This window comes from Cyanobium sp. ATX 6F1, assembly GCF_024346315.1.
GTDB lineage: Bacteria > Cyanobacteriota > Cyanobacteriia > PCC-6307 > Cyanobiaceae > ATX-6F1.
This window is the reverse complement of the sequence record NZ_JAGQCS010000001.1, coordinates 139033-161938: the sequence shown is the minus strand read 5'-3', so window position 1 is coordinate 161938 and position 22906 is coordinate 139033. Positions and strand designations below refer to the sequence as shown.

Here is a 22906-nt window from a genome sequence, read left to right as displayed (position 1 = left end):
GCCATGGTGGATTGCTGCAACATGCTGTTGCGCAACCCGACCCTTTCCCGTGCCCGAGCCTCCCGATGTGGAGCCCGCCCCGCCCCTCGGCCTTGAGGAGGTGCTCGGAGTGCTGCGCTCCCGTTGGCGCGCCTCCTACGACATGCAGCTGGTGCAGCGCCGGGGCCGGCTCTATCTGCAGGTGATGTGGGCCTACCTGGAGCAGCAGTCGTTCCCCCTGGACGCGGAGGCCTACGCCGCACACATCGGGGAACTGATCGCGCTGCTCAACGAACTGGGGGTGGCCGGCCAGGTGCGTGAGTGGCTGCTCACCACGGCTGAGCGCCCACGGCTGGGCAAGGCCATGGGCCTGGCACTGGAGACGGGCGGTCGGGGAAAGGAGTTCCTGCTCTAGCTCTCGCCCGGGGCCCCATCCGCAGCCTCGTGCACGCCGTCGCCGGCCGTGCCGGCTTCGGTTCGCACCGATTGCACCAGGGCAACGAGTGCCACCCCCACCAGGTAGAGGGCGGTGATCGCCCCGGTAAGCAGCAGCATCGTCACCGGATCGGTGGAGGGGGTGAGCACGGCCCCCGCCAGGGCCGCCGCCAGCACCACCCAGCGCCACGCCGCCAGCATCGTTTCAGCCCGCAGCAGGCCGAAGGCCCCGAGCAGCAGCTGCAGCACGGGCAACTGGAAGGCCAGACCCGTGGCCACCATCAGCAGCAGGACGAAATCCAGGTAGCGCTCGATCGACCAGATCGGCTCGACCACATCGGCGCCGTAGCTCACCAGAAAGCGCAGGGCCGCCGGCACCAGGGCCCACCAGGCGAAGGCCAGGCCCCCCAGAAACAGCACGGCCGATCCAGCCACCGCCGGCGCCACCAGCCGCCGTTCCCGTCGGGTGAGGCCAGGGAGCACGAAGGCCAAGCCCTGATACAGGATGAACGGCAGTGCCAGGGTGAGGCCGGCATAGCCCGCCACCTTGAGCGACACGAACAGGAACTCCCCGGGAGCCAGCTGCAGGAAGCGCATGCCCTCGGCGGGCACCTCCAGCAGGCGAACCAGGGGTTTGACCAGGACCAGGCAGGCGGCGGCGGCCACCACCACAGCCAGCAGGCTCTGCAACACCCGCTGGCGCAGTTCCTCGAGGTGATCGACCAGGCTCATCTCCACCTCCGCCGGGAAGTCGCCTGGATCCCCCCCCGGGGCCGTTTTCGCTAACCAGCGGCCTGCGGCGTTGATGGGGGTGACTCGAATCGGTGCGGGCGGCTGGCCCGGTGGGGAATCGTTGGGACTCATGGCCGCTGCGCTGGTTCGAGGCTAGGGACCGGCGCTCCTGATCCGCCTGCCGGGCGGCTCAGCCAGGCTGCGGCGCGGCCTGGATCGGCCCAGAGCTGTTCGCCACCCCGGTGGCGCACGGTGCCGGCCCCCGCACCGGGGATGCGCTGCAACTGATCGGTGGGCACCATCACCACCGCCACCCGTCCATTGCCCCGGGCCCGGCTGAAGTGGGCGGCCAGATCGGCCGCCAGCTGGAGGTCGTCGTCCTGGGCCGGCGCCTCCGAGCTCTTGAGCACCACGTGACTGCCCGGGCATTCCTGGGCGTGGAACCAGAGATCCCCGCGGCGGGCCTGGCGCAGGCTGATCCACTCGTTCTGGCGGTGGTTGCGGCCCACCTGCACCCTCAGGCCACCTCCACTGCGCAGCTCCAGGGGTTGCGGTGGGACCGGCGCGCTGTTGGCGCCTCCGCCCAGGGGGCGTTTCGGTTTCCGGCCCTCGGCGCTGAGCTCCTGCAGTTCGGCCTCCAGGGTCTCCAGCTGGGCCAGGTCGTCGGCCTGCTCCATGAAGGTGAGGCTGGCCTCCAGTCGTTCGAGCCGCTCTCGATGGTGGGCGATCCGCGGGGTGATCGCCGCCTGCGAGCGCCGCAGCTTGCGGGCCTGGCGGTAGAGCCGCTGGGCCTCATCGATCTGCTCCCGGCGCGGGGCCTGGCCACTGAGCAGGGCGTGGGCGCGTTCCTGCAGCCCATCGCTGTCCTCCACCCGTGCGAGCAGCTGCTCTTGCTGCTGCAGCAAGCGCCGCTCCCGCTCGATCGCCTGGTTTCCCCGCTGGCGCAGGCCGCCCTGGCGCTCGGCCAGCAGCCGGCGGTTCAGCTCGCCGCTGTAATACCGGCTGAGGGCTCCGTTGATGGGCAGCCCAGCTGGGTGGGCCTCGCAGTCGCTGGTCGCTGCACCGGCCTCTTTCCAGCAGCGGAAGGCGCAGGCGCCGCCGGGGGTGAACTGGAAATCGCCAGTGGCCACGGCCCGCAGCCAACGCTGCCAGCGGCGCCAGAGTTGCTCCCATTGCGGCTCGTCCAGGGCGGCCACCGGTTGCTCCAGCAGGGCTCTCGAGACCTCCGGCTGATCTCCCGCCAGTTGCAGAGCCAGGGCGGGACTGATCCCCTGATAGGCCTCCCGCAGGGCCTGGCCCAGGGTCATGGGCACCAGGCTGAGGCGCCCCCTCCAGCGAGGGAAGGGCTCCTCGAGCGAGGGGCTGTGCCCCTGCAGGGACGGTGGCGGACCGTAGGCATCGCCGGTGCCGATCGGCCGCAGCCGTGAGTGCTGCTCCTTGACCTGACGGGCCAGGGTGATCACCCGTTGCTGCTCATCGAGCAGGAACACGTTGCTGTGGCGGCCCATCAGTTCCACCACCAGGGTGCGGCTGATCGGATCGCCTGGGCGGCGGGCGAAGCGCAGTTCCACCACCCGTTCCCAGCCCCGTTGCTCCAGCTCCACCAGGGCCAGACCGGCCAGGCCGTGTTGCAGTTGCTGGGCCAGGGTGCTGCCCGCACCGATGCGGGGGGGCGGCTCGATCGCCAGCAACCGCGGTGCCTCCGCCTGCCAGCTGATCTCCAGCCAGACACGTCGATCCAGCGCCCGCAGCCCCAGTTGCAGGGTGTGGGGGGCGCTCTGCTGGGCCTTCTCGAAGCGGCAGGGCAGCAGGGTGGGCCGCCATTCCGCCAACACCGCCTTGAGGCTGGTCACATCGAGGGCCTGAAGGGGAAGGCGTTGCGGGCTCGCTCGGCTGGTGGTTCCAGCGGCTGTCTCAGGCGCGGTCATGGCCCCTACTCTGCTGGCAGGCGGTGTTTCCGATGATGGCTTCCCCTTCCTCCGCCGGGCGGCTCACGCTGATCACCGGACCGAGCGGTGTCGGCAAGGGCACTCTGGTGGCGGCCTTGTTGCGGCGCCATCCCCGCATCTGGCTGTCGGTGTCGGCCACCACACGCTCGCCCCGCGCCGGGGAGGTGGACGGGGAGCACTACTTCTTCCTCAGCCGCGAACGCTTCGACCGTCAGCTGGAGGCGGGGGGACTGCTGGAGTGGGCCGAATTCGCCGGCCATCGCTATGGAACGCCGCGCGAACCTGTGGAGCGCCACCTGGCCGCAGGACATCCGGTGCTGCTGGAGATCGAGCTGGAGGGGGCGCGCCAGGTGCGGCGCAGCTTTCCCGAGGGCTTTCAGATCTTCCTCAAACCCCCTTCCTTCGAGGAGTTGGAGCGGCGCATCCGCGGTCGCGGCACCGACAGCGAGGAGGCGATCGCCCGGCGGCTGCAGCGGGCGCGGGTGGAGCTGGAGGCCGAGGCGGAGTTCGATGCGGTGCTGGTGAACGGAGATCTCGATCAGGCCCTGCTCCAACTGGAGGCGTTGATGGGCCTTGGCGCAGAGCCGGCGGTTGCCCCCAGTGCCTGAGGGGGGCTGGTCGGGATGGCGGCGGGTGGTCAGCCCATAAAAAAGCGGCCCTTGGGCCGCCTGAAAGGGATGGGTTTCCCGGCTCAGAGGGGGTGGAAGAGCAGATCGGGGAAAAACCGATTGAACTCGATCATGATTCCGGCCGTGAGGGTGAACCAGACGGCTGCGACGACGGGGGCGGTGGTGAGGAATTTCTTCATGGTTCCAGTAATCAGCGGGGGGAAACGGTGACTTTGGAGTCGTCTTCCAGCATTTTTCCGCCGGCGAACTCCTTGAAGGCCGCCAGGGGCCAGGCGGCGGCGGAGAGGGTGGATTTGAACGCCAGGGGCATGTCGATCTGGATTTCCCGCATGGTGGCGTCCTTGCTGCCGCGGATGGCCATCAGGTAGGAGCGGCCGGCCCAGCCGATCGTGCCGGTGATGTAGAGGAAGGCAATGCTCGGAATCAGGAAATCACCGGCATGGCTGAAGCGGCCATCGACGATCAGGTGGGGCAGGCCATCGGTGCCACAGAGGGCCTGGCTGTAGTTCGAGAACCGGGCCTTGGCCTGGTCCGTGGTGGCTTGGCTCGCCCGCTGCTGGAAGCGGGGGCTCTCAGCACAGGGGGTCAGCCCCGCGATATCGGCGTGGGCCACGGGGGCGAAGCCGAAGATCAGGAAGGCTGAGATCAGAACAGCAAAGAGACGGCGCATCGTGTCCGGTGCTGGGGAAAGACCTGCGGGAAGGCAGGATGTCACTTGCGGACAGTAGGGGACATCTCAAGAGCCGATGCCGACCCTCCTGGCCGTCGAAACAAGTTGTGACGAGTCCGCTGCGGCGATCGTGCGCGACCAGACGGTGCTCGCCAGTGCCGTCGCTTCTCAGGTCGAGGAGCACGCACTCTGGGGTGGGGTGGTGCCTGAAATCGCCTCCCGCCGCCATGTGGAAGCCCTGCCGCTGCTGATCGAGCAGGTGATGGCCGAGAGCGGTCTGGGCTTCGGCGATCTGGACGGCATCGCCGCCACGGTGGCCCCCGGGCTGGTGGGGGCGTTGCTGGTGGGTTCGGTCACCGGGCGCACCCTGGCCGCCCTCCATGGGCTGCCGTTTGTGGGGGTGCATCACCTGGAGGGCCACCTCTGCTCCGTGCATCTGGGGGACCCCCTGCCGCCGGGGCCCGCCCTGGTGCTGCTGGTGAGCGGTGGCCACACCGAACTGATCCGGATCGATGGTCCGGGTCGCTACGAGCGCCTGGGCCGCAGCCGCGATGATGCGGCCGGCGAGGCCTTCGACAAGGTGGCCCGCTTGCTGGGCCTGGGCTACCCCGGTGGTCCGGCGATCCAGGCGGCCGCTGCCGGCGGCGACCCCCACCGCTTCCCCCTGCCCAAGGGGAGGGTCTCCCTGCCCCAGGGCGGCTTCCATCCCTATGACTTCAGTTTCAGCGGCCTCAAGACGGCGGTGCTGCGGCTGGTGCAATCGCTGGATGCCGCGGGCGGGCCGCTGCCGGTGGCTGACCTGGCGGCCAGCTTCGAGCAGGTGGTGGCTGAGGTGCTGGTGGAACGCAGCTGCCGCTGTGCCCGCGACCAGGGCCTCGGCACCGTGGTGATGGTGGGTGGCGTGGCGGCCAACCAGCGCCTGCGCGCCTTGATGGAGAAGCGTTGCGCTGCTCTGGGGCTGCTCTGGCGTGTGGCCCCCCTGGCCTACTGCACCGACAACGCGGCCATGGTGGGGGTGGCGGCGGCCCAGCGGCTGGCGGCCGGGTCGCGCAGCTCGCTCAAGCTCGGGGTGACCCCGCGGCTGGCCCTGGAGCAGGCCGATGACCTTTACGAACCACCCACGGGCCTTTCCTTGCCCATCCCCTTAGGGTGAATCTGCCAACCCTGCGGCCGGCCCCATGGCCCCTGCTGACATGCGTGAGAACGGCGAGGGCCCCACTCCCGTGGGACGGGACGAGCTGAACGCCTGGCGGCGGGGATTCACCCCCCAGGCCGAGATCTGGAATGGCCGGCTGGCGATGCTGGGTCTGTCGTTGGGCATCGGGGTGCTGCTGCTGGTGCGCCTGCTGAGCAGCTCACTGACGGCCGCGAAGTGACTGGGCCAGTTCGTTCGGTTTGAGGCTCTGGGCCAGGGCGTCTTCAGGGTCGACTTTTCCGGTTTGCACCAGTTTCAGCAGCGCCTGGTTGGCGCTCTGCATGCCGTCGAAGGCACTGCGCTCCATGATCTGCTCCACCTCGTCCATCTTGGCCTGCTGGATGTAATCCCGGCAGGCATCGGTGTTGATGAGGATGTCGTGGAAGGCGGCCCGTTTGCCGTCAGTGGTTTTGATCAGCCCCTGGGAAATCACCGCCAGCAAGGCTTCGGAGACGGAGCGGCGCACATTGTCCTGGTCTTCAGGGGGGTACATGCCCAGCACCCGTTCCACCGTGCGCACGGCGGAGTTGGTGTGGAGGGTCCCAAACACCAGGTGACCGGTCTGGGAGGCTTCAAGGGCGGTGGTGAGTGTTTCCCTGTCCCTGATTTCACCGATCAGGATCACATCGGGATCCTCCCGCAGGACTGCCCGAAGGGCATTGTGGAACAGCTTTGTGTGGTGCCCCACTTCCCGCTGGCGCACCATGGAGCTCTTGCTCTGGTGGACGAATTCGATCGGATCCTCGATCGTGACGATGTGACGTTTCTGGTTGCGGTTGATCCAGTCGATCATCGCCGCCAAGGTGGTGCTCTTGCCCGAACCGGTGGGCCCGGTCACCAGCACCAGGCCCTTGGGCCGCTGACAGACCTCCTCAAGCACATCGGGCAGGTTGAGGTCCTGGATTGTGGCGATTTTCTGGGGGATCAGCCGCAGCACCATCGCCGGCCCAAGCAGGGTTTCCAGCAGGTTGATCCGCACCCGCACGAAGGGGAACGCGAAGGAACCGTCAAATTCCTTGTCGTTCTGGAATCGATCGATTTCCACCGGAGTGAGCATCTCCCGAAGCCAGCCGTTGAAGGTGGCCTGATCAGCCACAGGCCAGCCGGTGTGCCGCATGTCACCCCGCACCCGGTAACGGGGTTCTTCCCCCACCCCGAGGTGGACGTCGGAGAAATTGCGTTCGTGGGCGATGCGCACGATCTCCTGCAGGTTGCTGGGCTCAGGGGGCAGGTCGAGACCCTTGGACGCTTCCTCGCTGGAGGTGATGGCCTGAGTGGAGACCGCCTCGGGGAGCGGCGCGGCCGGGGAGGGGATCGCCGGGATGGAGGGAATGGGCGGCAGATCCGGCACGGTCGGCGCCGCCAGGGGGGGGAAGAGGGAGGAGGGAGCCCCTGGTTCGTTGGCGGACATGGTGACGGCGTGCTCAGTCGTTGCACCAAGCTTTGCTTGAATTCGCGCCGTTGTCATGGGTCTGCGGCGCCCATCTTTAGGATCCGCCCGATTGCTGCGCCGTTTTGACCCCTCTTCCCCTGGTCACCATCGTGCTCGGCACCCGGCCAGAGGCGATCAAACTGGCGCCGGTGATCATGGCCTTCCGCGCGGCCACTGATCTGCGCACCCGGGTGGTGCTGACCGGCCAGCACAGGGAGATGGTGAGCCAGGTGATGGATCTGTTCGGGCTCACGGCCGATCTGGACCTGGCGCTGATGGCCCCGAAGCAGACCCTCACCCACGTCACCTGTGCGGCCTTGCAGGGGCTGCGTGAGGAGTTCACGGCCCATCGGCCCGATCTGGTGCTGGTGCAGGGGGACACCACCACCGCCTTCGCCTCGGCCCTGGCCGCTTTCTACGAGCAGATCCCCGTGGGCCACGTGGAGGCGGGCCTGCGCACGGACAACCTGCTGGATCCCTTCCCCGAGGAGGCCAACCGACGTTTGATCTCCCAGGTGGCCCAGCTGCATTTCGCTCCCACCCGCGTCTCTGAGGCCAATCTCAGGGCCTCCGGCGTGGTGGGGCGCGTGCTGGTCACCGGCAACACGGTGATCGATGCCCTGCTGCTGATGGCCGAGCGCGCCCCCCAGCTGGTGATCCCCGGCCTCGACTGGCAGCGGCAGCGGGTGATCCTGGCCACGGTGCACCGGCGCGAGAACTGGGGCCCCCGTCTGCAGGACATCGGCCATGGCTTCCTGGAGCTGCTGGAGCGCTTCCCCGACACCGCCCTGCTGCTGCCCCTGCACCGCAATCCCACCGTGCGGGAACCACTCGAAGCGCTGCTGGGCAGCCACCCCAGGGCCTTCCTCACCGAACCGCTCGACTACGACCGTCTGGTGGCGGCGATCCGTGGCTGCACGCTGCTGCTCACAGATTCCGGTGGTCTGCAGGAGGAGGCACCGGCCCTGGGCAAGCCCGTGCTGGTGCTGCGGCGCACCACGGAGCGGCCTGAGGCGGTCGATTCAGGCACCGCCCGCCTGATCGGCACCGACACCGCCGACATCGTGCGCGAAGCCTCACAGCTGCTGGAGGATCCGGCCGCCTACGCGGCGATGGCCCAGGCCCACAACCCCTTCGGCGATGGCCAGGCCAGCGGCAGGATCCTGGAGGCCAGCCGGGCGCTGCTCAACTCCCGGGTCGCTTCTTAGCCCAGGGCGGCAGGTCGATGAACACCTTCGTGCCGGGGTTCAGGCCGCTGAGGATCTGGGTGTTCCGGCCGCTGCTGTTACCCAGTTCCACGGGCTGGAAGGTGGGTTCGTTGCCCTTGCCCACCAGCAGCACCCCCGGCTTGCCGCCTTCGGTGACCACGGCCACGGTGGGCACCAGGGTGCGCACCGCTAGCTGGCCGGTCTGGAAGTCGATGTCGGCGGTCATGCCGATGCGCAGCTCCGGCGGCGGATTGATCAGCTGAAGCTTCACCTCGAAGGAGGTGACGTTGTTGGTCTTGACCGCCCGCGGGGCGATCTGTTTGACCTGGGCGGCGAAACGCCGGTCGGGGAAGGCATCCACCCGCAGGCTGGCCGCCTGACCCACCCGGATGCGTCCGATGTCGTTCTCGGGCACCTTGGCCACCGCCTCGAGGCCCTGGGCCAGTTCCACCACCGAGGAGCTGCTGGCCCCGGCGTTGGCCGAGGCCGCCGTGGTCGGGGTGACGAAGGCGCCAGGATCGGCGAAGCGCTGGGTGATCACCCCGTCGAAGGGGGCGCGGATGGTCAGTTCGGAGCGTTCCACGCCGCGTTGGCCGCTCCGCTGCCGGGCGGCGTCGAGGGCGGCCTGGCTGGTGGCCAGGCGGGTGTTGAAGGAGATGAAGTCGTCCTGGCTGATGGCGCCCTGGGCGTAGAGCTTGCGCCGCCGTTCGAACTCCGAGCGGCTGCGGCGGTATTCCGCCTGCGCCTGGCGCACCTGGGCCTGGAATTCGCTTTCGCGGTCCTGGAGATCGCCGCTGTCCATCAGGGCGATGGGCTGGCCCGCCTTCACCCGCTCACCCTCGTCGATGAAAAGGGTCTGCAGCACGCCACCGCGCTTGGGGCTGACGTTGACGCTGCGCACGGCCTTCAGTTCACCGCTGGCGCTGACGATGCCGGGCAGGCTGCCGCGCTCGGCGCTCACGGTGTAAGTGCTGAGGTTTTTGGAGCGCTCAGCGCTGCGCCGGCTCGACCAGAGGCTGAAGCCGCCGATGGCGACCGCCAGGGCCAGGGCGCCGGCGGCCCAGACACGTTGGCGTTGCCGGCGAGGGCGCTTGATCGGACCCGTTGGCTTGGTCTCCCCAGCGACCCTCGGGGCTGGTTGGAGCATGGAGGAAGGAATGGGTCGGATGCGGCGGTGGCCCCAGTCTTGATGGTTCCGGCCGCGAATGGCGAGCCCGAAGGTGGCGAAGACCGACCCGTTTAGATTCCGGCCCATGCTCAAAGCCGGAATCGTGGGGCTGCCCAACGTGGGCAAATCCACCCTCTTCAACGCTCTGGTGGCCAACGCCCAGGCCCAGGCCGCCAACTTTCCCTTCTGCACGATCGAGCCGAACGTGGGCATCGTGGCCCTGCCGGATGCGCGCCTGGCCAAGCTCTCGGCGATCTCCCGCTCCAAGGAGCTGATCCCCACCCGGGTGGAGTTCGTGGACATCGCCGGGCTGGTGGCCGGCGCCAGCCAGGGGGAGGGTCTGGGCAACAAGTTCCTCGCCAACATCCGCGAGGTGGACGCGATCGTGCACGTGGTGCGCTGCTTTGAGGACGACGACGTGATCCACGTTTCCGGCAGCGTTCAGCCGGTGCGGGATGCCGAGGTGATCAACCTGGAGCTGGGCCTCTCGGACCTGGCCCAGGTGGAGAAACGGCGCGAGCGACTCAAGAAGCAGGCCCGCACCAGCAAGGAGGCCCAGGCCGAGGATGCCCTGCTGGGGCGCATCCAGCTGGTGCTGGAGCAGGGGGGCGCCGCCCGCAGCCTGGGGCTGAGCGAGGAGGAGCAGAGCCTGATCCGGCCCCTGGGGCTGCTCACCCTCAAGCCGATCATCTACGCCACCAACGTCAGCGAAGACGACCTGGCGGCCGGCAACGACCACAGCCGCGCGGTGCTGGAACTGGCGGGCCGTGAGGGGGCCGAATCCGTGCGCATCTCCGCCCAGGTGGAGGCCGAACTGGTGGATCTGGGCGAGGAGGAGCGCGCCGATTACCTGGCGGGCCTGGGGGTGAGCGAGGGGGGGCTCAAGAGCCTGATCCGCGCCACCTACCAGCTGCTGGGCCTGCGCACGTACTTCACCACCGGCGAGAAGGAAACCCGGGCCTGGACGATCCACGCGGGCATGACCGCCCCCCAGGCCGCCGGCGTGATCCACACCGATTTCGAGCGGGGCTTCATTCGCGCCCAGACCGTGGCCTACGAGCAGCTGATCGAGGCCGGTTCCCTGGCCGAGGCCCGCAACCGCGGCTGGTTGCGCAGCGAGGGCAAGGAGTACGTGGTGGCCGAAGGAGATGTGATGGAGTTTCTGTTCAACGTCTGAGTCGGCCGCGGCCGGCTCAGCTCCTGTCGAAGCGATCCAGGTTCATCACCTTGCCCCAGGCGGCGCCGAAATCGCGCACGAACTTCGCGCCCGCATCGGCCTGGGCATAGACCTCCGCCAGGGCGCGTAGCTGGGAGTTGGAGCCGAACACCAGATCCACGCGGGTGCCGCTCCAGCGGAGTTCGCCGCTGCGGCGGTCACGCCCCTCGAACAGATCGCCGGCCTCCGATGTGGGGCTCCAGACGGTGCCGATGTCGAGCAGGTTCACGAAGAAATCGTTGCTGAGCACACCGGGCCGATCGGTGAACACCCCATGGGGGGAGGCCTCTGTGTTCGCCCCCAGCACCCGCAGACCACCGATCAGCACGGTCAGCTCGGGGGCGCTGAGGGTGAGCAGCTGGGCCCGATCGATCAGCAGGTGCTCCGCCGCCACGCTGAAGGCCCGTTGTTGGTAATTGCGGAAGCCATCGGCCTGGGGCTCGAGCAGCGCGAAGGAGTCCACATCCGTCTGCTCCTGGGTGGCGTCGCTGCGGCCAGGACTGAAGGGCAGCTCCAGGCTGTGGCCAGCGGCCCGGGCGGCCGCTTCCACGGCGGCATCACCGGCCAGCACGATCAGATCGGCCAGGGAGACCCTGGTGCCATCGCCCTGGGCGCCGTTGAACGCCGCTTGGATGGTTTCGAGCACCCCGAGCACCCGCTTCAGCTGCCCGGGCTGGTTGACGGCCCAGTCTTTCTGGGGCGCCAGACGCAGGCGGGCGCCGTTGGCACCGCCGCGCTTGTCGGAGCCCCGGAAGGTGGAGGCCGAGGCCCAGGCGGTGGCCACCAGCTCGCCCACCGACAGCCCCGAGGCCAGCAGCTGGGCTTTTAGCCCGGTGAGGCCGGCGGCATCGATCAGGGGGTGATCGACGGCGGGGATCGGGTCCTGCCAGAGCAGCACTTCGGCGGGAACCTCCGGGCCGAGGTAGAGCGTCTTGGGTCCCAGATCGCGGTGGGTGAGCTTGAACCAGGCGCGGGCGAAAGCGTCGGCGAAGGCCTGCTGATCCTGGTGAAAGCGGCGGGCGATCGGCTCGTAGATCGGATCGAAGCGCAGCGAGAGGTCGGCCGTGGTCATCATGGGCCGGTGCTTGATGCCGGGGTCGTGGGCGTCGGGGATCAGGTGCGCCTCGCTCACGTCCCTGGCCTGCCATTGCCAGGCGCCGGCGGGGCTTTTGGTCAGCTCCCACTCGTAACCGAACAGCATCTCGAAGTAGCCCCGGTCCCAGCGGGTGGGGTTGGGTTTCCAGGCCCCTTCGAGGCCGCTGGTGGTGGTGTCGGCACCCTTGCCGCTGCCGTGGCGGTTGCGCCAGCCCAGGCCCTGCTCCTCCAGCGGCGCCCCCTCCGGCGCCGGGCCCACCAGCTCGGTGGAGCCGGCGCCGTGGGCCTTGCCGAAGGTGTGCCCGCCGGCGGTGAGCGCGACGGTTTCTTCGTCGTTCATGGCCATGCGCTTGAAGGTTTCGCGCACATCGCGGCCCGAGGCCACCGGGTCGGGCACCCCATTCGGGCCTTCCGGGTTGACGTAGATCAATCCCATCTGCACGGCGGCCAGGGGCCGCTCCAGATCGCGGTCGCCGCTGTAGCGCTGATCGCCCAGCCAGGTGGTCTCGTTGCCCCAGAAGATGTCCTCCTCGGGCTGCCAGATGTCAACGCGGCCGCCGCCGAAGCCGAAGGTCGCCAAACCCATCGATTCGAGGGCGCAGTTGCCGGCCAGGATGATCAGATCGGCCCAGGAGATGGCATTCCCATAGGCCTGTTTGATCGGCCAGAGCAGCCGGCGGGCCTTGTCGAGGTTGCCGTTGTCAGGCCAGCTGTTGATCGGTGCGAAGCGCTGGTTGCCGGTGCCGGCGCCGCCGCGGCCATCGGCGGTGCGGTAGGTGCCGGCGCTGTGCCAGGCCATGCGGATGAACAGACCGCCGTAGTGGCCCCAGTCCGCCGGCCACCAGTCCTGGGAGTCGGTCATCAGCGCCACCAGATCGCGTTTGAGGGCGGCGTAATCGAGGCTTTTGAAGGCTTCGGCGTAGTCGAAGTCGCGCCCCAGGGGATTGGAGGCGGGGGCGTGCTGGTGAAGGATGCTCAGATTCAGCTGCTGCGGCCACCAGTCGCGGTTCGAGGGGCCCCGGCCGGCGGCGCTGCCTCCCCCATGGCCGCTGAAGGGGCACGGACTGATGGCGGTCATCGTTCTGGGTCCTCTGGGGCGGAGGAATCGTCCGCTGCCTGGACCGTAGGCAGACCCCCCGGCGCAGTCAGGCCGGTGTCACATCCCTCAAGGGCGCTGGGCCGCCAGCAGGGCCGCCAAGCGCCGAAATTCCTCAGCGCCGGGGCCCCACCGCCGCTCCTGGGTGGCGAAGTCGACGCCATACAGACCGAAGCGCAGCGTGTAGCCATCGGTCCACTCGAAGTTGTCGAGCAGCGACCAGTGGAAGTAGCCCTTGACCGGGATTCCTTCCGCCATCGCCCAGGCCATGGCGTAGGCATGGGAGCGCAGGTAGGGGCCCCGCAGGCGGCCGGCGGCATCGGCCACGCCGTTTTCGGTGATCATCACCGGCAGCTGGTAACGGTTCCAGACCCGCCGCAGGATCGTCAGCAACCCCTGGGGATGGATCTCGACGCCGGCGTCGCTGAGCGGTCCCGGGCCCGATCGCAACTCCACCATCGTCGGGGCCTCAGGAGCGAAGCGCACCAGGTGGCGCCGGTAGAAGTTGACGCCCACGAAATCGGCGGAACCGGCGAGCTCGGCCATCGCCTCATCGAGCACGGGGAATCCCGGCAGCCTCAGCTGCAGGGCACCCCGCTGGATCGAGTCGTAGAAGGCCCAGTTGAAGCCGGTTTCCAGCAGGCGCGTCGCCAGGCGATCCAGCGGCCACCAGCGCCGAAGGGGCTCCGCGACCACCAGATGCATGGCGGCGCCGATCTGCGCCCCAGGGCAGGCCGCCCGCAGGGCACGGGCGGCGAGGGCATGGCCCCGCAGCAGACCGGCGAAGGCCCGGACCGCCAGGGCTTTATCCCGCAGACCCGGCGGCCATAGGCCGTTCACATAGCCGTAGAACATCTGCACATTCGGCTCGTTGAGGGTGCACCAGAAGCGCACGTCCGCACCGAGGCGACGCCCGGCCTCGGCGGCGAAGCTCTCCAGGCGCTGGGGAAACTCCTCAGCCACCAGCCCGCCGCGCTCCGCCAGCCATCCGGGCAGGGTGAAGTGCAGCAGGGTGAGCATCGGCTCGATGCCAACCGCACGCAACTGGGCGATCTCGTCGGCGTAGTGGTCCCAGGCCCGCTGATCCCAGTGGCCGGGGGCGGGCTCAAGGCGGCTCCACTCGATCGAGAACCGGTGGGCATTGGCCCCCAGCGCCTTGATCAGCCCGACGTCTTCGGAGACACGGTTCCAATGGTCGGCGGCGGCTCCACTGCGGGCGCCGCCCTTGATCATTCCTGGAATCGTCTCGAAGCGGGCCCAGTCATTGCCGCTGGTGTGACCCTCCACCTGATAAGCCGCCGTGGCCACGCCCCAGAGGAAGTCCGTTGGGACCGGTGTGATGAAGGGGTTGGCCGGAATCGACTGAAAGGAGGGATCGTCCATGACCTGAATGCTTCACGCCTGCGGATGGCGCCGATCGTCGGTGAGAATCGGTGCAACAGATCCCGGCTGGCCATGAGTGTGAATCACGAACCCGCTGCGTCCAGATCAGCTGCCTCCGAACCCGCTGCCCCGGAAGAGCATCCCCACAACTTCGAGGTGCAGAAGGAACTGCACCAGCGCATCCGCAACGACCCCGATTACGACGACTGGGAGTACGGCACCGAACCGCTGCCCCACGAAGCCTGGGTGCCTGGTTCAGGTGCCAAGCCTGACCCTGGGGCGTAACTGCCTCACCAGCCCCAGCCCCGCCAGACAAAGCACCCCCATCAGCGACCAGAGCCCCACCCCGTGGCCCTGGCGGTCCAGCAGTTGGCCGGCCACCAGGGGCGCCACGAAGGCACTGAGGGCAAAGCACTGGGAGAACAGGGCCATCGCCAGACCCTTGTGCTCCGGCGGGCTGAGTTCCACCACCGCCTCGGTGGCGGTGGGGAGGAACGCCGCCTCCCCCAGGGCCAGGGGCAGCTGGGCCAGCAGCAGCACCGCGGTGCTGGCCTGCCCAAAGGCGGAGAGGGCCAGCAGGCCATTGCCGAGGGCGAAACAGATCAGGCTCAGTCCCAGGCCGAAGCGCACCGGCCGGTCCGCCAGGGCACGGCCCACCGGCCACTGGAGCAGCAGCAGCAGGACCAGTTGCAGTCCGATCAGCAGGCTGCCCAACTGCTCGGCCATCGGTGCACGCGCAAGCCCGCCGCGCAGCAGGTCGAGGGGCAGGGCGCTCTGCAGCAGGACCGGCATCGCTGTGGCCAGCACCGTCACCCCCAGCATCGGCAGCAGCGCCAACCACCAGCGCCCTGAACGGCCGGCGGCGGCGGCCAGGGGTTGGGCCACAGGCAGGGGCCGCAGGGCCAGCACCAGGATCAGCACCACCATGCAGGCGATGTCCACCAGGTAGATGCCCCGCAGCTTCCCGAGCTGCGACAGCAGTGCCCCCGCCAGTGCCCCCGTGGCGATGCCGGCGGCATCGGCGCTGCGGGCGAGGGCGAAGCCCCGGCTGGAGGGGAAGGATCCACAGCTCTGGGCGACGGCCAGTTCGATCGCGGGCCAGTAGAGCCCCATGGCCACCCCCAGCAGCAGCTGACCGCGCAGGTAACCGCCGAACCCGTCGGCCAGCAGCAGTTGCGTGTCCGCCAGCAGGGAGAGCAGCGCCGCCAGCTGCACCGGCACGGCGCCGTTGAGACCCCGGTCCAGCAACCAGCCACTGAAGAATCGGCTCAGGGTGCCGGCCAGGGCCGCCGCCGCCAGACCGCTGCCCACGCCGGTGGCGGAGACGCGCACGGCGTGGAACACCATCGGCGTCAGATAAAGCACCCCGCCCGCCCCCACACTGGCGATCAGTCGGATCAGGGCGACTTCACGCAGCGGCACGGGAAACTGGGACCACCAGGCCCTGGCCCTGGTTCCCGCATGAGGCTGTGTCAAACCGCTCCCGCTGGCTGCCTATCGCGCTCAGCAGTCTGCTGCTGGGGGGCTCGCCCGCAGGGGCCGCCGAGCATCTCGATGTGCGCCTCGATGGGCTCACCCTGCCCCTGGACCTGCGTCAGCTGGAGGCCTGGAGCCGCTCCCCCGACAGCCGCCAGGGGGATCTGGGGGTGTGGATGGAGGTTCTGGACGCCCGCAGCCGCCAGGACCTGGCACGGCTGCTGCGGGCGCCCTTGCTGCGGGATCGCACCTTCGGCCAGCAACTGCTGCAGAGCTGGGCGGGACGCCAGGTGGCGGCGGAGGTGGGGGAGCTGATCAGCGCCGAGGGCGACGGCGGCGGTGACGTGCTGCTGTCCTCGTTGCGGGAGCTGTTGGGGCGCCAGGCGGAGGTGAACGTGCTCGATCTGCTGCGGGCGGTGCCGGTGAACCGGCTGACGCTGCAGCTCGATGGTTTGATCGTTCTGGCGGCCGAGTGGCGCCAACAGTTGCGCGACCAGGGACGGGCCATGGAGCGGCTGCGCCAGCTGCCCCTGCCGGCGGCCCCCGCCCTTGCCGAGGCTCCCTTGGAACCCGCCGGTGTTCCCCGCCCGCAGGGCCAGGGACGCCAGGCTGTAGCCCCCCGGCAGCCGGAGCGGCTGCTGCTGCCCGTGGCCCACCGGGCGGTGCCCCTGCCCCTGGAGCTCTGGCGCGCCCAGAGCACCCGCCATCGCAGCTGGGTGGTGCTCATGCCTGGGCTGGGTGGCAGCGCCGAGCAGATGGGCTGGCTGGGGGCTGAACTGGCCGCCCGGGGCTGGTCGGTGCTGGCCTTGGAGCACCCCGGCAGCGATCAAAAGGCCGTCAAGGAGCTGCTGGATGGTCGCCGGCCCCTGCCTGGGGCGGAAACCCTGCCCGATCGTCTGGCGGACCTGGAGGCGGTGCTTTCCGCCGAGCGCAGCGGCCGGCTGCCCCGGCTCGGCGACTCGGTGGTGTTGATGGGCCATTCCCTCGGCGGTCTCTCCGCGCTGCTGGCGGCGGGCCTGCGTCCGGAACCGGGCCTGGGCCGCCGCTGCCGTCGGGCCCTGAACTCGATCCCGCTGATCAACCTCTCGAGGCTGCTGCAGTGCCAGCTGAATCAGGTCAGCCTGCCGCCAGCCAGGTCGACCGTGCCGGTGGCGGGGGTGGTGGCCTTCAACAGTTTCGGCAGCCTGCTCTGGCCCCATCACGGCCTGGAGCGCCTTCCGGTGCCGCTGCTGCTGCTGGGGGGCAGCCTCGATCTGGTCACTCCGCCCGTGTCCGAGCAGCTGGATCAGTTCCTGCCCGGCAACCATCCCCTCAGCCGGCTGGTGCTGGTGGATGGGGCCAGCCACTTTTCGCCCGTGCGCCTCCCCTCCGCGGATCAGGCCCTGTTCAAGATCGGTGACGCCTTCGTGGGGGTGGAACCCCGGCAGGCCCAGGCCCTGATGCTGCAGCTCACCGGTGATTTCCTTGCGGGCCTGGAGCTCGGCCAGCCCCTGCCCGCCCAGAAGCTTCAACGGGAGTCCGTGACGGCCTACGTGCTCGATGCTGGGGCCGCCCAGCGTTGGCGTCAGGGGCTCTGAGCCTCAGAAGCGGATGCGCGGATCCAGCAGGGCCACGAGCACATCCACCGCCACGCTCACCAGCACCACCAGAGCCGCCACCACCACCACGATCCCCTGCACCAGGTTGTAGTCCCGCTGGCTGATCGCCTCCTGCAGACGGAAGGCGATGCCCGGCCAGGAGAAGGTGACCTCGATCAGCAGGGCGCCGCCGATCAGTGAGGCCACGGTGATGCCGGTGATCGTGAGCACGGGCAGCAGGGCGTTGGGCAGGGCATGGCGCAGCACCACCTGCAACTCCCCGATCCCCCGGCTGCGGGCCGCCTCCACGTAGTCGGAGCGCAGGGCGCGGCGCAGATTCAGGCGCAGGGCGTTGTCAAAGATGCCGCTGAGCAGCAGTCCGAGGGTGGCCGCCGGCAGCACCAGGTGGCGCAGGCTGCCGAGCAGCTGTGGGCCGTTGCCCGCCAGCAGGCTGTCCAGCAGGTAGAAGCCCGTGCCACTGGGGGGCACCAGGGTGGGGGAGAAGCGGCCGCCCACGGGAAACCAACCCAGGCCCACCGCAAAGATCAACTGCACCACCATGGCGGCCCAGAAGGGAGGCAGGGCATAGGTGCCGATGCCATACAACCGGCCGGCCAGATCGAGCTTGCCCTCCGGCCTGGCGATGCCGCTGAAGCCGGCCGCCAGACCCAGCACCGCCGCGATCAGCAGCGCCACCACCCCCAGCTCCAGGCTGGCGGGCAGGCTCTGGCGGATCACCTCGGCCACGGGGGTCTGGTTGGTGAGCGATTCGCCCAGGTTGCCCTGCACCAGATCGGCCAGGAAATGGCCGTACTGCACCAGCAGCGGTTGATCAAGCCCCAGCTGGTGCCGCAACGCGGCCCGGGCCGCCTCCGGGGCGCGGGTGCCCAGCAAGGCATCGATCGGGTCGCCCGGGGCCACCCGCAGGAGCAGGAACACGAGGCTGGCGATCAGCCACAGCATCACCGGCGCCAGCGCCAGGCGGGCGCCGACGTAGCGCAGCAGTTCCCGGCGGCGGCTCATGGCGGGGACCCTCCAGGCCCGCGTCTCTGCAGGCGGCTGAGCACCACCCGGCCGGAGCCATCGAACTCCGGCGCGCTGATCCGCGGCAGGCTCCAGGCCCGTGGTGACACCAGCCACACCGGCAGGTAGGGCACGGCCGCGGCGGCCTCGGCCTGGATCGAGCGCAACAAGACCGCCCGCGTCGGCCCCGTGAGCCCTTCGCTGCGGCGCAGGTCAGCGTCGAGGCCGGGCCGGGTCCAGAAGCTGCCGCTGGCGGCGCTGGCCCCCTTCAGGCAGCGGTTGCCCTGGGCCTGATCGCAGCCCAGCAGGGGGGTCAGGTAGTTGCCCGCATCGGGGAAATCCCCCATCCAATCCAGCAGGATCATGGTGAACGCCCCATCCCCCAGCTGGCGGTAGGCGGTGGTGGCCTCCATGCCCGTGATCTCCAGGCGCACGCAGTCGCCCAGATCACGCTGCAGCTGGGCCTGCCAGATCAGGGCGAACAGGCGATCGGAGGGGACGTTGGAGCGGAAGGTGAGGGGCAGGGCCAGGGCCCGTCCGCCGCAGTAGCCCGCCTGGCGGTAGAGCCGGCGCGCCCTGGCCGGGTCGTAGCTGGGCCAGGCCCGGGGGCTGGAACCTTTCAGGCTCGGCGGCACGAGGTCCCGCAGGGGGGCACGCAGGCCCTGGCTGACCCGTTCGCTGATCAGCCTCCGATCCAGGCTCAGGGCCACTGCCTGGCGCAGGCTGGGGTTGTCGAGGGGGGGATGGTCGGTGAGCAGGCTCAGGTAGCCGATCTCCAGGGCGGGCCCCACCCCCTCGTTCAGCTGGCCCCGCTGGGCGGAGTGGTGCAGGGCCATCTGCTGGTCCCCGTCGAGGCTGGTGGAGAGCAGCACATCCACCTCGCCGCTGCGCAGGGCGCCATAGAGGGCGGTGGAGTTGGCGAGGCTGACCAGATCCAGGCCCCCATTGGCGGGACGCTGGCCCCAGTAGTGCTCAAAAGGCTCCAGCCGTTGCTGCTGGTCGTTGGCGCTGGTGAGCTTGTAGGGGCCCGTGCCGACGAAGCGGTCGTTGAGGAAGCGTTGGCCCAACGGCCCGTAGGCGGCGGGTGAGAGGGGCGTGAGGTTGATGGCGCTGAGCAGCTCCGGCAGGGCCGAGAACGGCCGCTTCAGCCGCAGCTCCAGTTCGTAGGGCCCACTGGCGCGCACGGCGGTGAGCCGATCGCCCACCAGGTAACTGAGCTTGCCGATCGCCATGAACCGCTTCAGCGTGAACACCATGGCGGCGGCATCGAAACGGCTGCCGTCGTGGAAGCTCACGCCCCGGCGCAGGGGCACCCAGGCGGTGAGGCCATCGGCGCTCAGCCGCGGCAGGGCCGTGGCCAGCCGGGGCTCGATCCGGCCCTCGGCCGTGATCACATACAGGGGATCACCAATCGCACTGAGCAGTTGCATGGCCCCGAAGCTGTAGGCCTGGGCCGGATCCACCGAGTCGATGCGGTTCTTGCTGGCCACCACCAGCCGACCGGAACTGCGCGGGGTCTGGCAGGCCGCCAAGGGGACGAGCAAGGCCCCCACCATGGCCATTCGGGCCAGCCTGTTCAGCGCGCGCAAGCCCGGAGGTTCAACAGGCCGCCATTCAAGACGGCTGCAGGCTGCGGCGGGGCAGGGGGTGGCGTTCGTTGGCCAGCTGTTGCAGGGAAATTTCAAACACGGGCGACCCGTCGGGGGCCAGGGGCCAGGCGCGGACCCAGCAACGGTCGTGGCGGTCATCGACGCCGATCACCTGGTACAGCTGGTCGTCGGAGTGGAGGCGGATGCAATCGCCTTGGTGGAGCGTCATAGGGCGCGTCGCGCAAAAGAGCCTGGGCTCGTGGGTGGGTGGACGGGAACGGGGTAGAGAGTGCTAAGGCCGGGTGGGTCGTTCGGCGGCGGGACCGTTGAACGGACCGGGGCTTGTCAACGAACTCTTAAGGATTGCTTCCATCGTGCCCCACGACCTGGGAGGGCGGCCACTCCAGGCGCCTTATGTCAGAGAGTCCTGAGCGTTGCGGCCACCGCCTGCACCTCCGGAAGCTCGTCGATGGCGCTCAGGGCGGAGCGGAAGCGGGCCTCGCTCACCTCATGGGTGATCACGACGATTTCGGCGGCCCCGCCAGAGGTTTCGAACTGCACAATCGACTGGATCGAGACCTGCTCGCGGCCGAAACAGGTGCCGATCTGCCCGATCACCCCCGCCTCGTCGCTGGTTTGCAGGCGCACGTAGTTGCGGTGCTGGGTGCTGCCGCTGTCCACCAGTCGGCACTGGCGCCAGCTTCCGGCCGCCAGCAATGGATCGAGGGCACCGTCCGCTCCGGAGGCCTGACGGATGCCGGCGATGTTCAAGATGTCCGCCACCACCGCCGATGCCGTGGGCCCGGCGCCGGCCCCGGGCCCGTAGAACATCACCCGGCCCACGGGATCCCCCTCCACAAGGATGGCGTTGTTGACCCCATCGACCCCCGCCAGGGGGTGCTCCTTGGGCAGCAGGGTGGGATGGACACGCACGTCCAGCCTCTGGGTGCCGTCGGGGTCACTGCCCAGGTGCTCGGCCACCGCCAGCAGCTTGACCACGAACCCCAGCTGGGCGGCGTAGTCCACATCACGGCCCTCCAGGCGGCTGATGCCCTCCGTGGGAATGGCGCTGCGCTCGATGCTGCCCCCGTAGGCCAGGCCGGCCAGGATCGAGATCTTGTCGGCGGCGTCGCCCCCTTCCACATCGGCGGCGGGGTCGGCCTCGGCGTACCCCAGCCGCTGGGCATCGGCCAGCACCTCGCCATAGGCCGCCCCTTCGGCGGCCATGCGGCTGAGGATGTAGTTGGTGGTGCCGTTGATGATGCCGCTCACCCTCTGAATGCGGTTGGCCCCGAGCGATTGCTTCAGCGGTTCGATGATCGGGATGCCGCCGCCCACGGCGGCCTCGATCAGCACGTAGACCCCGCGAGCGGCGGCGGCGGCGGCGATCTCCTGGCCGTACCGGGCGATCACGGCCTTGTTGGCGGTCACCACCGGTTTGCCGGCGGCGATCGCGCGCAGGATCAGGCTGCGGGCCGGCTCCAGCCCACCGATCAGCTCCACCACAATCTCCACGGCGGGATCGTCCACCACCGCCTCGGCGTCGGTGCTGAGCAGGTGCTCGTCCAGCGCCAGGGGCCTGGCCCGACCCGGATCACGCACGGCCACCCGGCGCAGCTCCAGCTGCTCCACCAGCGGATGGCGCCCGGAGGGGTTCAGCAGGATGTCGGCCACGCCGGCTCCCACCGTGCCAAGACCGAGCAATCCGACGCCGATGGTCATGCCTGTGGAGCCTTCAAGCCCCTGATCCTAGAAATCGACCGGCCGGTGGGAAGCCCAGCGGCTCAGGCGACCGATTCCAGGCCACGGGCCTGGGCCTGCATCAGCTTGAGGATGTTCAGAAAGCCGTTGGCCCTTGAGGGGGTGAGGCTCGCCTGCAGGCCGGTCTCGGCCAGGAAGGCGGGGTCGATCGCCGCCGCCTCGGCTGGGCTGAGGCCCTCGAGCCCCGCCATCAACAGGGCCAGCAGCCCCTTGGTGATCTGGGCGTCCGCATCCCCCTGCCAGTGCAGACGGCCGTCCACCAGCTGGGCCACCACGTACACCTGGGAGACGCAGCCGCGCACCTTGAAGACCTCCTGACGCAACTCCTCGGGGAAGGGGGCGAGCTTGCGCGCCAGCCAGAGCACGTATTCGTAGCGACGTTTGGGGTCCGTGCTGCCCTTGAGCCGCGCCACGATCTGATCGAGAGCCTCACTGCCGGTGGCCATCGCTCAGGCGCGGGGGGACGACCGGCGCCCCTGGCGATGGGCGATCAGCACGCCCCCGAGGCTGCCCAGACCGCCCAGCATCAGCAGGCCATGCAGGGGCGAGAGACCGAAGGGACCGCCGGCTGGGTTGGGCTGCTGGCTGAGTCGATCGAGCTGGGCCTGACCCTTGCGCACCGGCAGTTCGAGGTAGTCGCGGTGGCCGGGCCCTCCATCCACCTGCACCTCCCAGGTGCCGTTGCTCCCCTTGGGCAGGGCGAAGCTGAGGCGGCCACTGGCGTCGGTGCGGCCCACCTCCACGGCCTCGGCACCATCGGGGGGCACCAACCGCACCAGGGCATTCGCGGTGGGTTCGCCACTGGAGAAGTGGCTCTGCAGGGTGAGCCCATCGCGCACCGACTGCAGGCGCTCCAGACTGCTTTCAATCGCGTGGGCCCGGGCGGCCCCGCCTTCCACCGCCGTGATCAGGGCCACCCCCAGGACCAGGACGTTGATCAGGCCGGGGCCAACGCGAGGTGGGCCGCCAGGGCTGACTCCGTGGCAAAACGATCCGACCAATGATGATGGGCGGGACATCGGGCGGCTCACGCTGTTCCTTGAACCAGTCAAGCGCAGCTCAGGAGGTGGACCAACGGCCGTTGCTGGTCTTGCCGGCCTGCACCATGCGCACCATGGAGCTCACCATCATCGAGAGCGCTTCGCTGGTCTGATCCCGGTGGCGCAGTTCCGAGGCGATCACGCGATCGGCGACCGAACCCATGCCGCTGAAGGCTGTGGAGATGCGGGCGGCCGGGGAAAGCTTCGGATCGACCGACGGTGAATCCACAGAGGAAACCATTCGTGCAGCCAC

At 69.4% G+C, this 22906-nt stretch carries 24 protein-coding genes; 8 read left to right on the top strand and 16 right to left on the bottom strand.

The annotated features are described in order from the left end of the window. The first annotated feature begins 49 nt into the window (after positions 1-49). Entirely contained in the window at positions 50-394 is a 345-nt protein-coding gene (locus KBZ13_RS00875; RefSeq protein WP_255005109.1) for a DUF3067 family protein, read from the top strand. Here KBZ13_RS00875 and tatC read toward each other — a convergent pair. Further along, the gene (gene tatC, locus KBZ13_RS00870) at positions 391-1278 is read right to left on the bottom strand and encodes a twin-arginine translocase subunit TatC (protein ID WP_255005106.1); all 888 of its coding nucleotides are present in this window, start codon (positions 1276-1278) and stop codon (positions 391-393) included. The genes KBZ13_RS00875 and tatC overlap by 4 nt on opposite strands. Then, a complete protein-coding gene (locus KBZ13_RS00865; RefSeq protein ID WP_255005100.1) occupies positions 1275-3074 on the bottom strand; it encodes an NFACT family protein in 1800 nt (599 codons plus the stop codon). Before KBZ13_RS00865 ends, tatC begins: the two co-directional genes overlap by 4 nt. Positions 3075-3106: 32 nt before the next feature. On the opposite strand from KBZ13_RS00865, the gene gmk reads away from it, so the two are divergent. After that, a complete protein-coding gene (gene gmk / locus KBZ13_RS00860) occupies positions 3107-3703 on the top strand; it encodes a guanylate kinase (RefSeq protein WP_409995598.1) in 597 nt (198 codons plus the stop codon). Positions 3704-3786: 83 nt separating this feature from the next. Here gmk and psaJ read toward each other — a convergent pair whose 3' ends face one another. Both psaJ and KBZ13_RS00850 read right to left on the bottom strand, forming a co-directional pair. Next, on the bottom strand, positions 3787-3903 hold the full coding sequence (gene psaJ, locus KBZ13_RS00855; protein ID WP_255005098.1) for a photosystem I reaction center subunit IX: 117 nt from the start codon (positions 3901-3903) through the stop codon (positions 3787-3789). Between the two features lie 11 nt (positions 3904-3914). Further along, positions 3915-4394, bottom strand: a complete 480-nt coding sequence (locus KBZ13_RS00850) for a Photosystem I reaction center subunit III (RefSeq protein ID WP_255005097.1) — start codon at positions 4392-4394, stop codon at positions 3915-3917. A gap of 76 nt (positions 4395-4470) precedes the next feature. On the opposite strand from KBZ13_RS00850, the gene tsaD reads away from it, so the two are divergent. Next, positions 4471-5547, top strand: a complete 1077-nt coding sequence (tsaD, locus tag KBZ13_RS00845; RefSeq protein ID WP_255005096.1) for a tRNA (adenosine(37)-N6)-threonylcarbamoyltransferase complex transferase subunit TsaD — start codon at positions 4471-4473, stop codon at positions 5545-5547. Between the two features lie 25 nt (positions 5548-5572). Continuing rightward, positions 5573-5770: a high light inducible protein gene (locus KBZ13_RS00840; RefSeq protein ID WP_255005095.1), complete on the top strand. Its 198-nt coding sequence runs from the start codon at positions 5573-5575 to the stop codon at positions 5768-5770. Here the strand turns inward: KBZ13_RS00840 and KBZ13_RS00835 are convergent. Continuing rightward, positions 5750-7000, bottom strand: coding sequence for a type IV pilus twitching motility protein PilT (locus KBZ13_RS00835; RefSeq protein WP_255005094.1), 1251 nt, complete (start codon positions 6998-7000; stop codon positions 5750-5752). The genes KBZ13_RS00840 and KBZ13_RS00835 overlap by 21 nt on opposite strands. 176 nt (positions 7001-7176) lie before the next feature. Here KBZ13_RS00835 and wecB point away from each other — a divergent pair, with 176 nt between their 5' ends. Further along, a complete protein-coding gene (gene wecB, locus KBZ13_RS00830; protein ID WP_409995597.1) occupies positions 7177-8229 on the top strand; it encodes a non-hydrolyzing UDP-N-acetylglucosamine 2-epimerase in 1053 nt (350 codons plus the stop codon). Here wecB and KBZ13_RS00825 read toward each other — a convergent pair. Next, complete coding sequence (locus KBZ13_RS00825; protein WP_255005092.1) at positions 8207-9376, bottom strand: efflux RND transporter periplasmic adaptor subunit; 1170 nt, start codon at positions 9374-9376, stop codon at positions 8207-8209. The genes wecB and KBZ13_RS00825 overlap by 23 nt on opposite strands. A 106-nt stretch (positions 9377-9482) precedes the next feature. Here KBZ13_RS00825 and ychF point away from each other — a divergent pair, with 106 nt between their 5' ends. Beyond that, positions 9483-10574 carry a redox-regulated ATPase YchF gene (gene ychF, locus KBZ13_RS00820; protein WP_255005091.1) on the top strand — a complete coding sequence of 364 codons (1092 nt, stop codon included), beginning with the start codon at positions 9483-9485 and terminating at the stop codon, positions 10572-10574. 16 nt (positions 10575-10590) lie between these two features. On the opposite strand, the gene katG is transcribed toward ychF, so the two are convergent. Continuing rightward, a complete protein-coding gene (gene katG, locus KBZ13_RS00815) occupies positions 10591-12786 on the bottom strand; it encodes a catalase/peroxidase HPI (protein ID WP_255005090.1) in 2196 nt (731 codons plus the stop codon). 87 nt (positions 12787-12873) lie between these two features. Next, entirely contained in the window at positions 12874-14187 is a 1314-nt protein-coding gene (locus tag KBZ13_RS00810) for a glycoside hydrolase family 1 protein (RefSeq protein WP_255005089.1), read from the bottom strand. 72 nt (positions 14188-14259) lie between these two features. On the opposite strand from KBZ13_RS00810, the gene KBZ13_RS00805 reads away from it, so the two are divergent. Beyond that, entirely contained in the window at positions 14260-14472 is a 213-nt protein-coding gene (locus KBZ13_RS00805) for a hypothetical protein (protein WP_255005088.1), read from the top strand. On the opposite strand, the gene KBZ13_RS00800 is transcribed toward KBZ13_RS00805, so the two are convergent. Then, positions 14443-15609 carry an MFS transporter gene (locus tag KBZ13_RS00800; protein ID WP_255005087.1) on the bottom strand — a complete coding sequence of 389 codons (1167 nt, stop codon included), beginning with the start codon at positions 15607-15609 and terminating at the stop codon, positions 14443-14445. The genes KBZ13_RS00805 and KBZ13_RS00800 overlap by 30 nt on opposite strands. A gap of 47 nt (positions 15610-15656) precedes the next feature. On the opposite strand from KBZ13_RS00800, the gene KBZ13_RS00795 reads away from it, so the two are divergent. Next, on the top strand, positions 15657-17240 hold the full coding sequence (locus KBZ13_RS00795) for an alpha/beta fold hydrolase (RefSeq protein WP_255005086.1): 1584 nt from the start codon (positions 15657-15659) through the stop codon (positions 17238-17240). A 3-nt stretch (positions 17241-17243) separates the two neighbouring features. On the opposite strand, the gene KBZ13_RS00790 is transcribed toward KBZ13_RS00795, so the two are convergent. The 7 genes from KBZ13_RS00790 to KBZ13_RS00760 all read right to left on the bottom strand — a co-directional run bounded on the left by KBZ13_RS00790 (position 17244) and on the right by KBZ13_RS00760 (position 22894). After that, complete coding sequence (locus KBZ13_RS00790; RefSeq protein ID WP_255005085.1) at positions 17244-18263, bottom strand: ABC transporter permease; 1020 nt, start codon at positions 18261-18263, stop codon at positions 17244-17246. Then, positions 18260-19825 carry an ABC transporter substrate-binding protein gene (locus KBZ13_RS00785; protein ID WP_409995596.1) on the bottom strand — a complete coding sequence of 522 codons (1566 nt, stop codon included), beginning with the start codon at positions 19823-19825 and terminating at the stop codon, positions 18260-18262. Before KBZ13_RS00785 ends, KBZ13_RS00790 begins: the two co-directional genes overlap by 4 nt. A gap of 52 nt (positions 19826-19877) precedes the next feature. Next, on the bottom strand, positions 19878-20081 hold the full coding sequence (locus KBZ13_RS00780) for a hypothetical protein (protein WP_255005084.1): 204 nt from the start codon (positions 20079-20081) through the stop codon (positions 19878-19880). A 188-nt stretch (positions 20082-20269) separates the two neighbouring features. Continuing rightward, positions 20270-21574, bottom strand: coding sequence for a homoserine dehydrogenase (locus KBZ13_RS00775; RefSeq protein WP_255005083.1), 1305 nt, complete (start codon positions 21572-21574; stop codon positions 20270-20272). Between the two features lie 62 nt (positions 21575-21636). Continuing rightward, on the bottom strand, positions 21637-22059 hold the full coding sequence (locus KBZ13_RS00770; protein ID WP_255005082.1) for a SufE family protein: 423 nt from the start codon (positions 22057-22059) through the stop codon (positions 21637-21639). A gap of 3 nt (positions 22060-22062) precedes the next feature. Beyond that, a complete protein-coding gene (locus KBZ13_RS00765) occupies positions 22063-22530 on the bottom strand; it encodes a hypothetical protein (protein WP_255005081.1) in 468 nt (155 codons plus the stop codon). Positions 22531-22672: 142 nt separating this feature from the next. Further along, positions 22673-22894 carry a hypothetical protein gene (locus tag KBZ13_RS00760; protein WP_255005080.1) on the bottom strand — a complete coding sequence of 74 codons (222 nt, stop codon included), beginning with the start codon at positions 22892-22894 and terminating at the stop codon, positions 22673-22675. Positions 22895-22906: the final 12 nt, after the last annotated feature.

What these genes read in the sequence shown, in the direction of transcription:
- KBZ13_RS00825 (WP_255005092.1), bottom strand. Translation starts at nt 9,376, where the DNA reads ATGCTCCAACCAGCCCCGAGGGTCGCTGGGGAGACCAAGCCAACGGGT.
- KBZ13_RS00760 (WP_255005080.1), bottom strand. Translation starts at nt 22,894, where the DNA reads ATGGTTTCCTCTGTGGATTCACCGTCGGTCGATCCGAAGCTTTCCCCG.
- KBZ13_RS00770 (WP_255005082.1), bottom strand. Translation starts at nt 22,059, where the DNA reads ATGGCCACCGGCAGTGAGGCTCTCGATCAGATCGTGGCGCGGCTCAAG.
- KBZ13_RS00775 (WP_255005083.1), bottom strand. Translation starts at nt 21,574, where the DNA reads ATGACCATCGGCGTCGGATTGCTCGGTCTTGGCACGGTGGGAGCCGGC.
- KBZ13_RS00805 (WP_255005088.1), top strand. Translation starts at nt 14,260, where the DNA reads ATGAGTGTGAATCACGAACCCGCTGCGTCCAGATCAGCTGCCTCCGAA.
- tatC (WP_255005106.1), bottom strand. Translation starts at nt 1,278, where the DNA reads ATGAGTCCCAACGATTCCCCACCGGGCCAGCCGCCCGCACCGATTCGA.
- gmk (WP_409995598.1), top strand. Translation starts at nt 3,107, where the DNA reads ATGATGGCTTCCCCTTCCTCCGCCGGGCGGCTCACGCTGATCACCGGA.
- ychF (WP_255005091.1), top strand. Translation starts at nt 9,483, where the DNA reads ATGCTCAAAGCCGGAATCGTGGGGCTGCCCAACGTGGGCAAATCCACC.
- KBZ13_RS00840 (WP_255005095.1), top strand. Translation starts at nt 5,573, where the DNA reads ATGGCCCCTGCTGACATGCGTGAGAACGGCGAGGGCCCCACTCCCGTG.
- psaJ (WP_255005098.1), bottom strand. Translation starts at nt 3,903, where the DNA reads ATGAAGAAATTCCTCACCACCGCCCCCGTCGTCGCAGCCGTCTGGTTC.
- KBZ13_RS00790 (WP_255005085.1), bottom strand. Translation starts at nt 18,263, where the DNA reads ATGAGCCGCCGCCGGGAACTGCTGCGCTACGTCGGCGCCCGCCTGGCG.
- KBZ13_RS00780 (WP_255005084.1), bottom strand. Translation starts at nt 20,081, where the DNA reads ATGACGCTCCACCAAGGCGATTGCATCCGCCTCCACTCCGACGACCAG.
- katG (WP_255005090.1), bottom strand. Translation starts at nt 12,786, where the DNA reads ATGACCGCCATCAGTCCGTGCCCCTTCAGCGGCCATGGGGGAGGCAGC.
- KBZ13_RS00850 (WP_255005097.1), bottom strand. Translation starts at nt 4,394, where the DNA reads ATGCGCCGTCTCTTTGCTGTTCTGATCTCAGCCTTCCTGATCTTCGGC.
- wecB (WP_409995597.1), top strand. Translation starts at nt 7,177, where the DNA reads ATGGCCTTCCGCGCGGCCACTGATCTGCGCACCCGGGTGGTGCTGACC.
- KBZ13_RS00810 (WP_255005089.1), bottom strand. Translation starts at nt 14,187, where the DNA reads ATGGACGATCCCTCCTTTCAGTCGATTCCGGCCAACCCCTTCATCACA.
- tsaD (WP_255005096.1), top strand. Translation starts at nt 4,471, where the DNA reads ATGCCGACCCTCCTGGCCGTCGAAACAAGTTGTGACGAGTCCGCTGCG.
- KBZ13_RS00835 (WP_255005094.1), bottom strand. Translation starts at nt 7,000, where the DNA reads ATGTCCGCCAACGAACCAGGGGCTCCCTCCTCCCTCTTCCCCCCCCTG.
- KBZ13_RS00785 (WP_409995596.1), bottom strand. Translation starts at nt 19,825, where the DNA reads ATGGCCATGGTGGGGGCCTTGCTCGTCCCCTTGGCGGCCTGCCAGACC.
- KBZ13_RS00865 (WP_255005100.1), bottom strand. Translation starts at nt 3,074, where the DNA reads ATGACCGCGCCTGAGACAGCCGCTGGAACCACCAGCCGAGCGAGCCCG.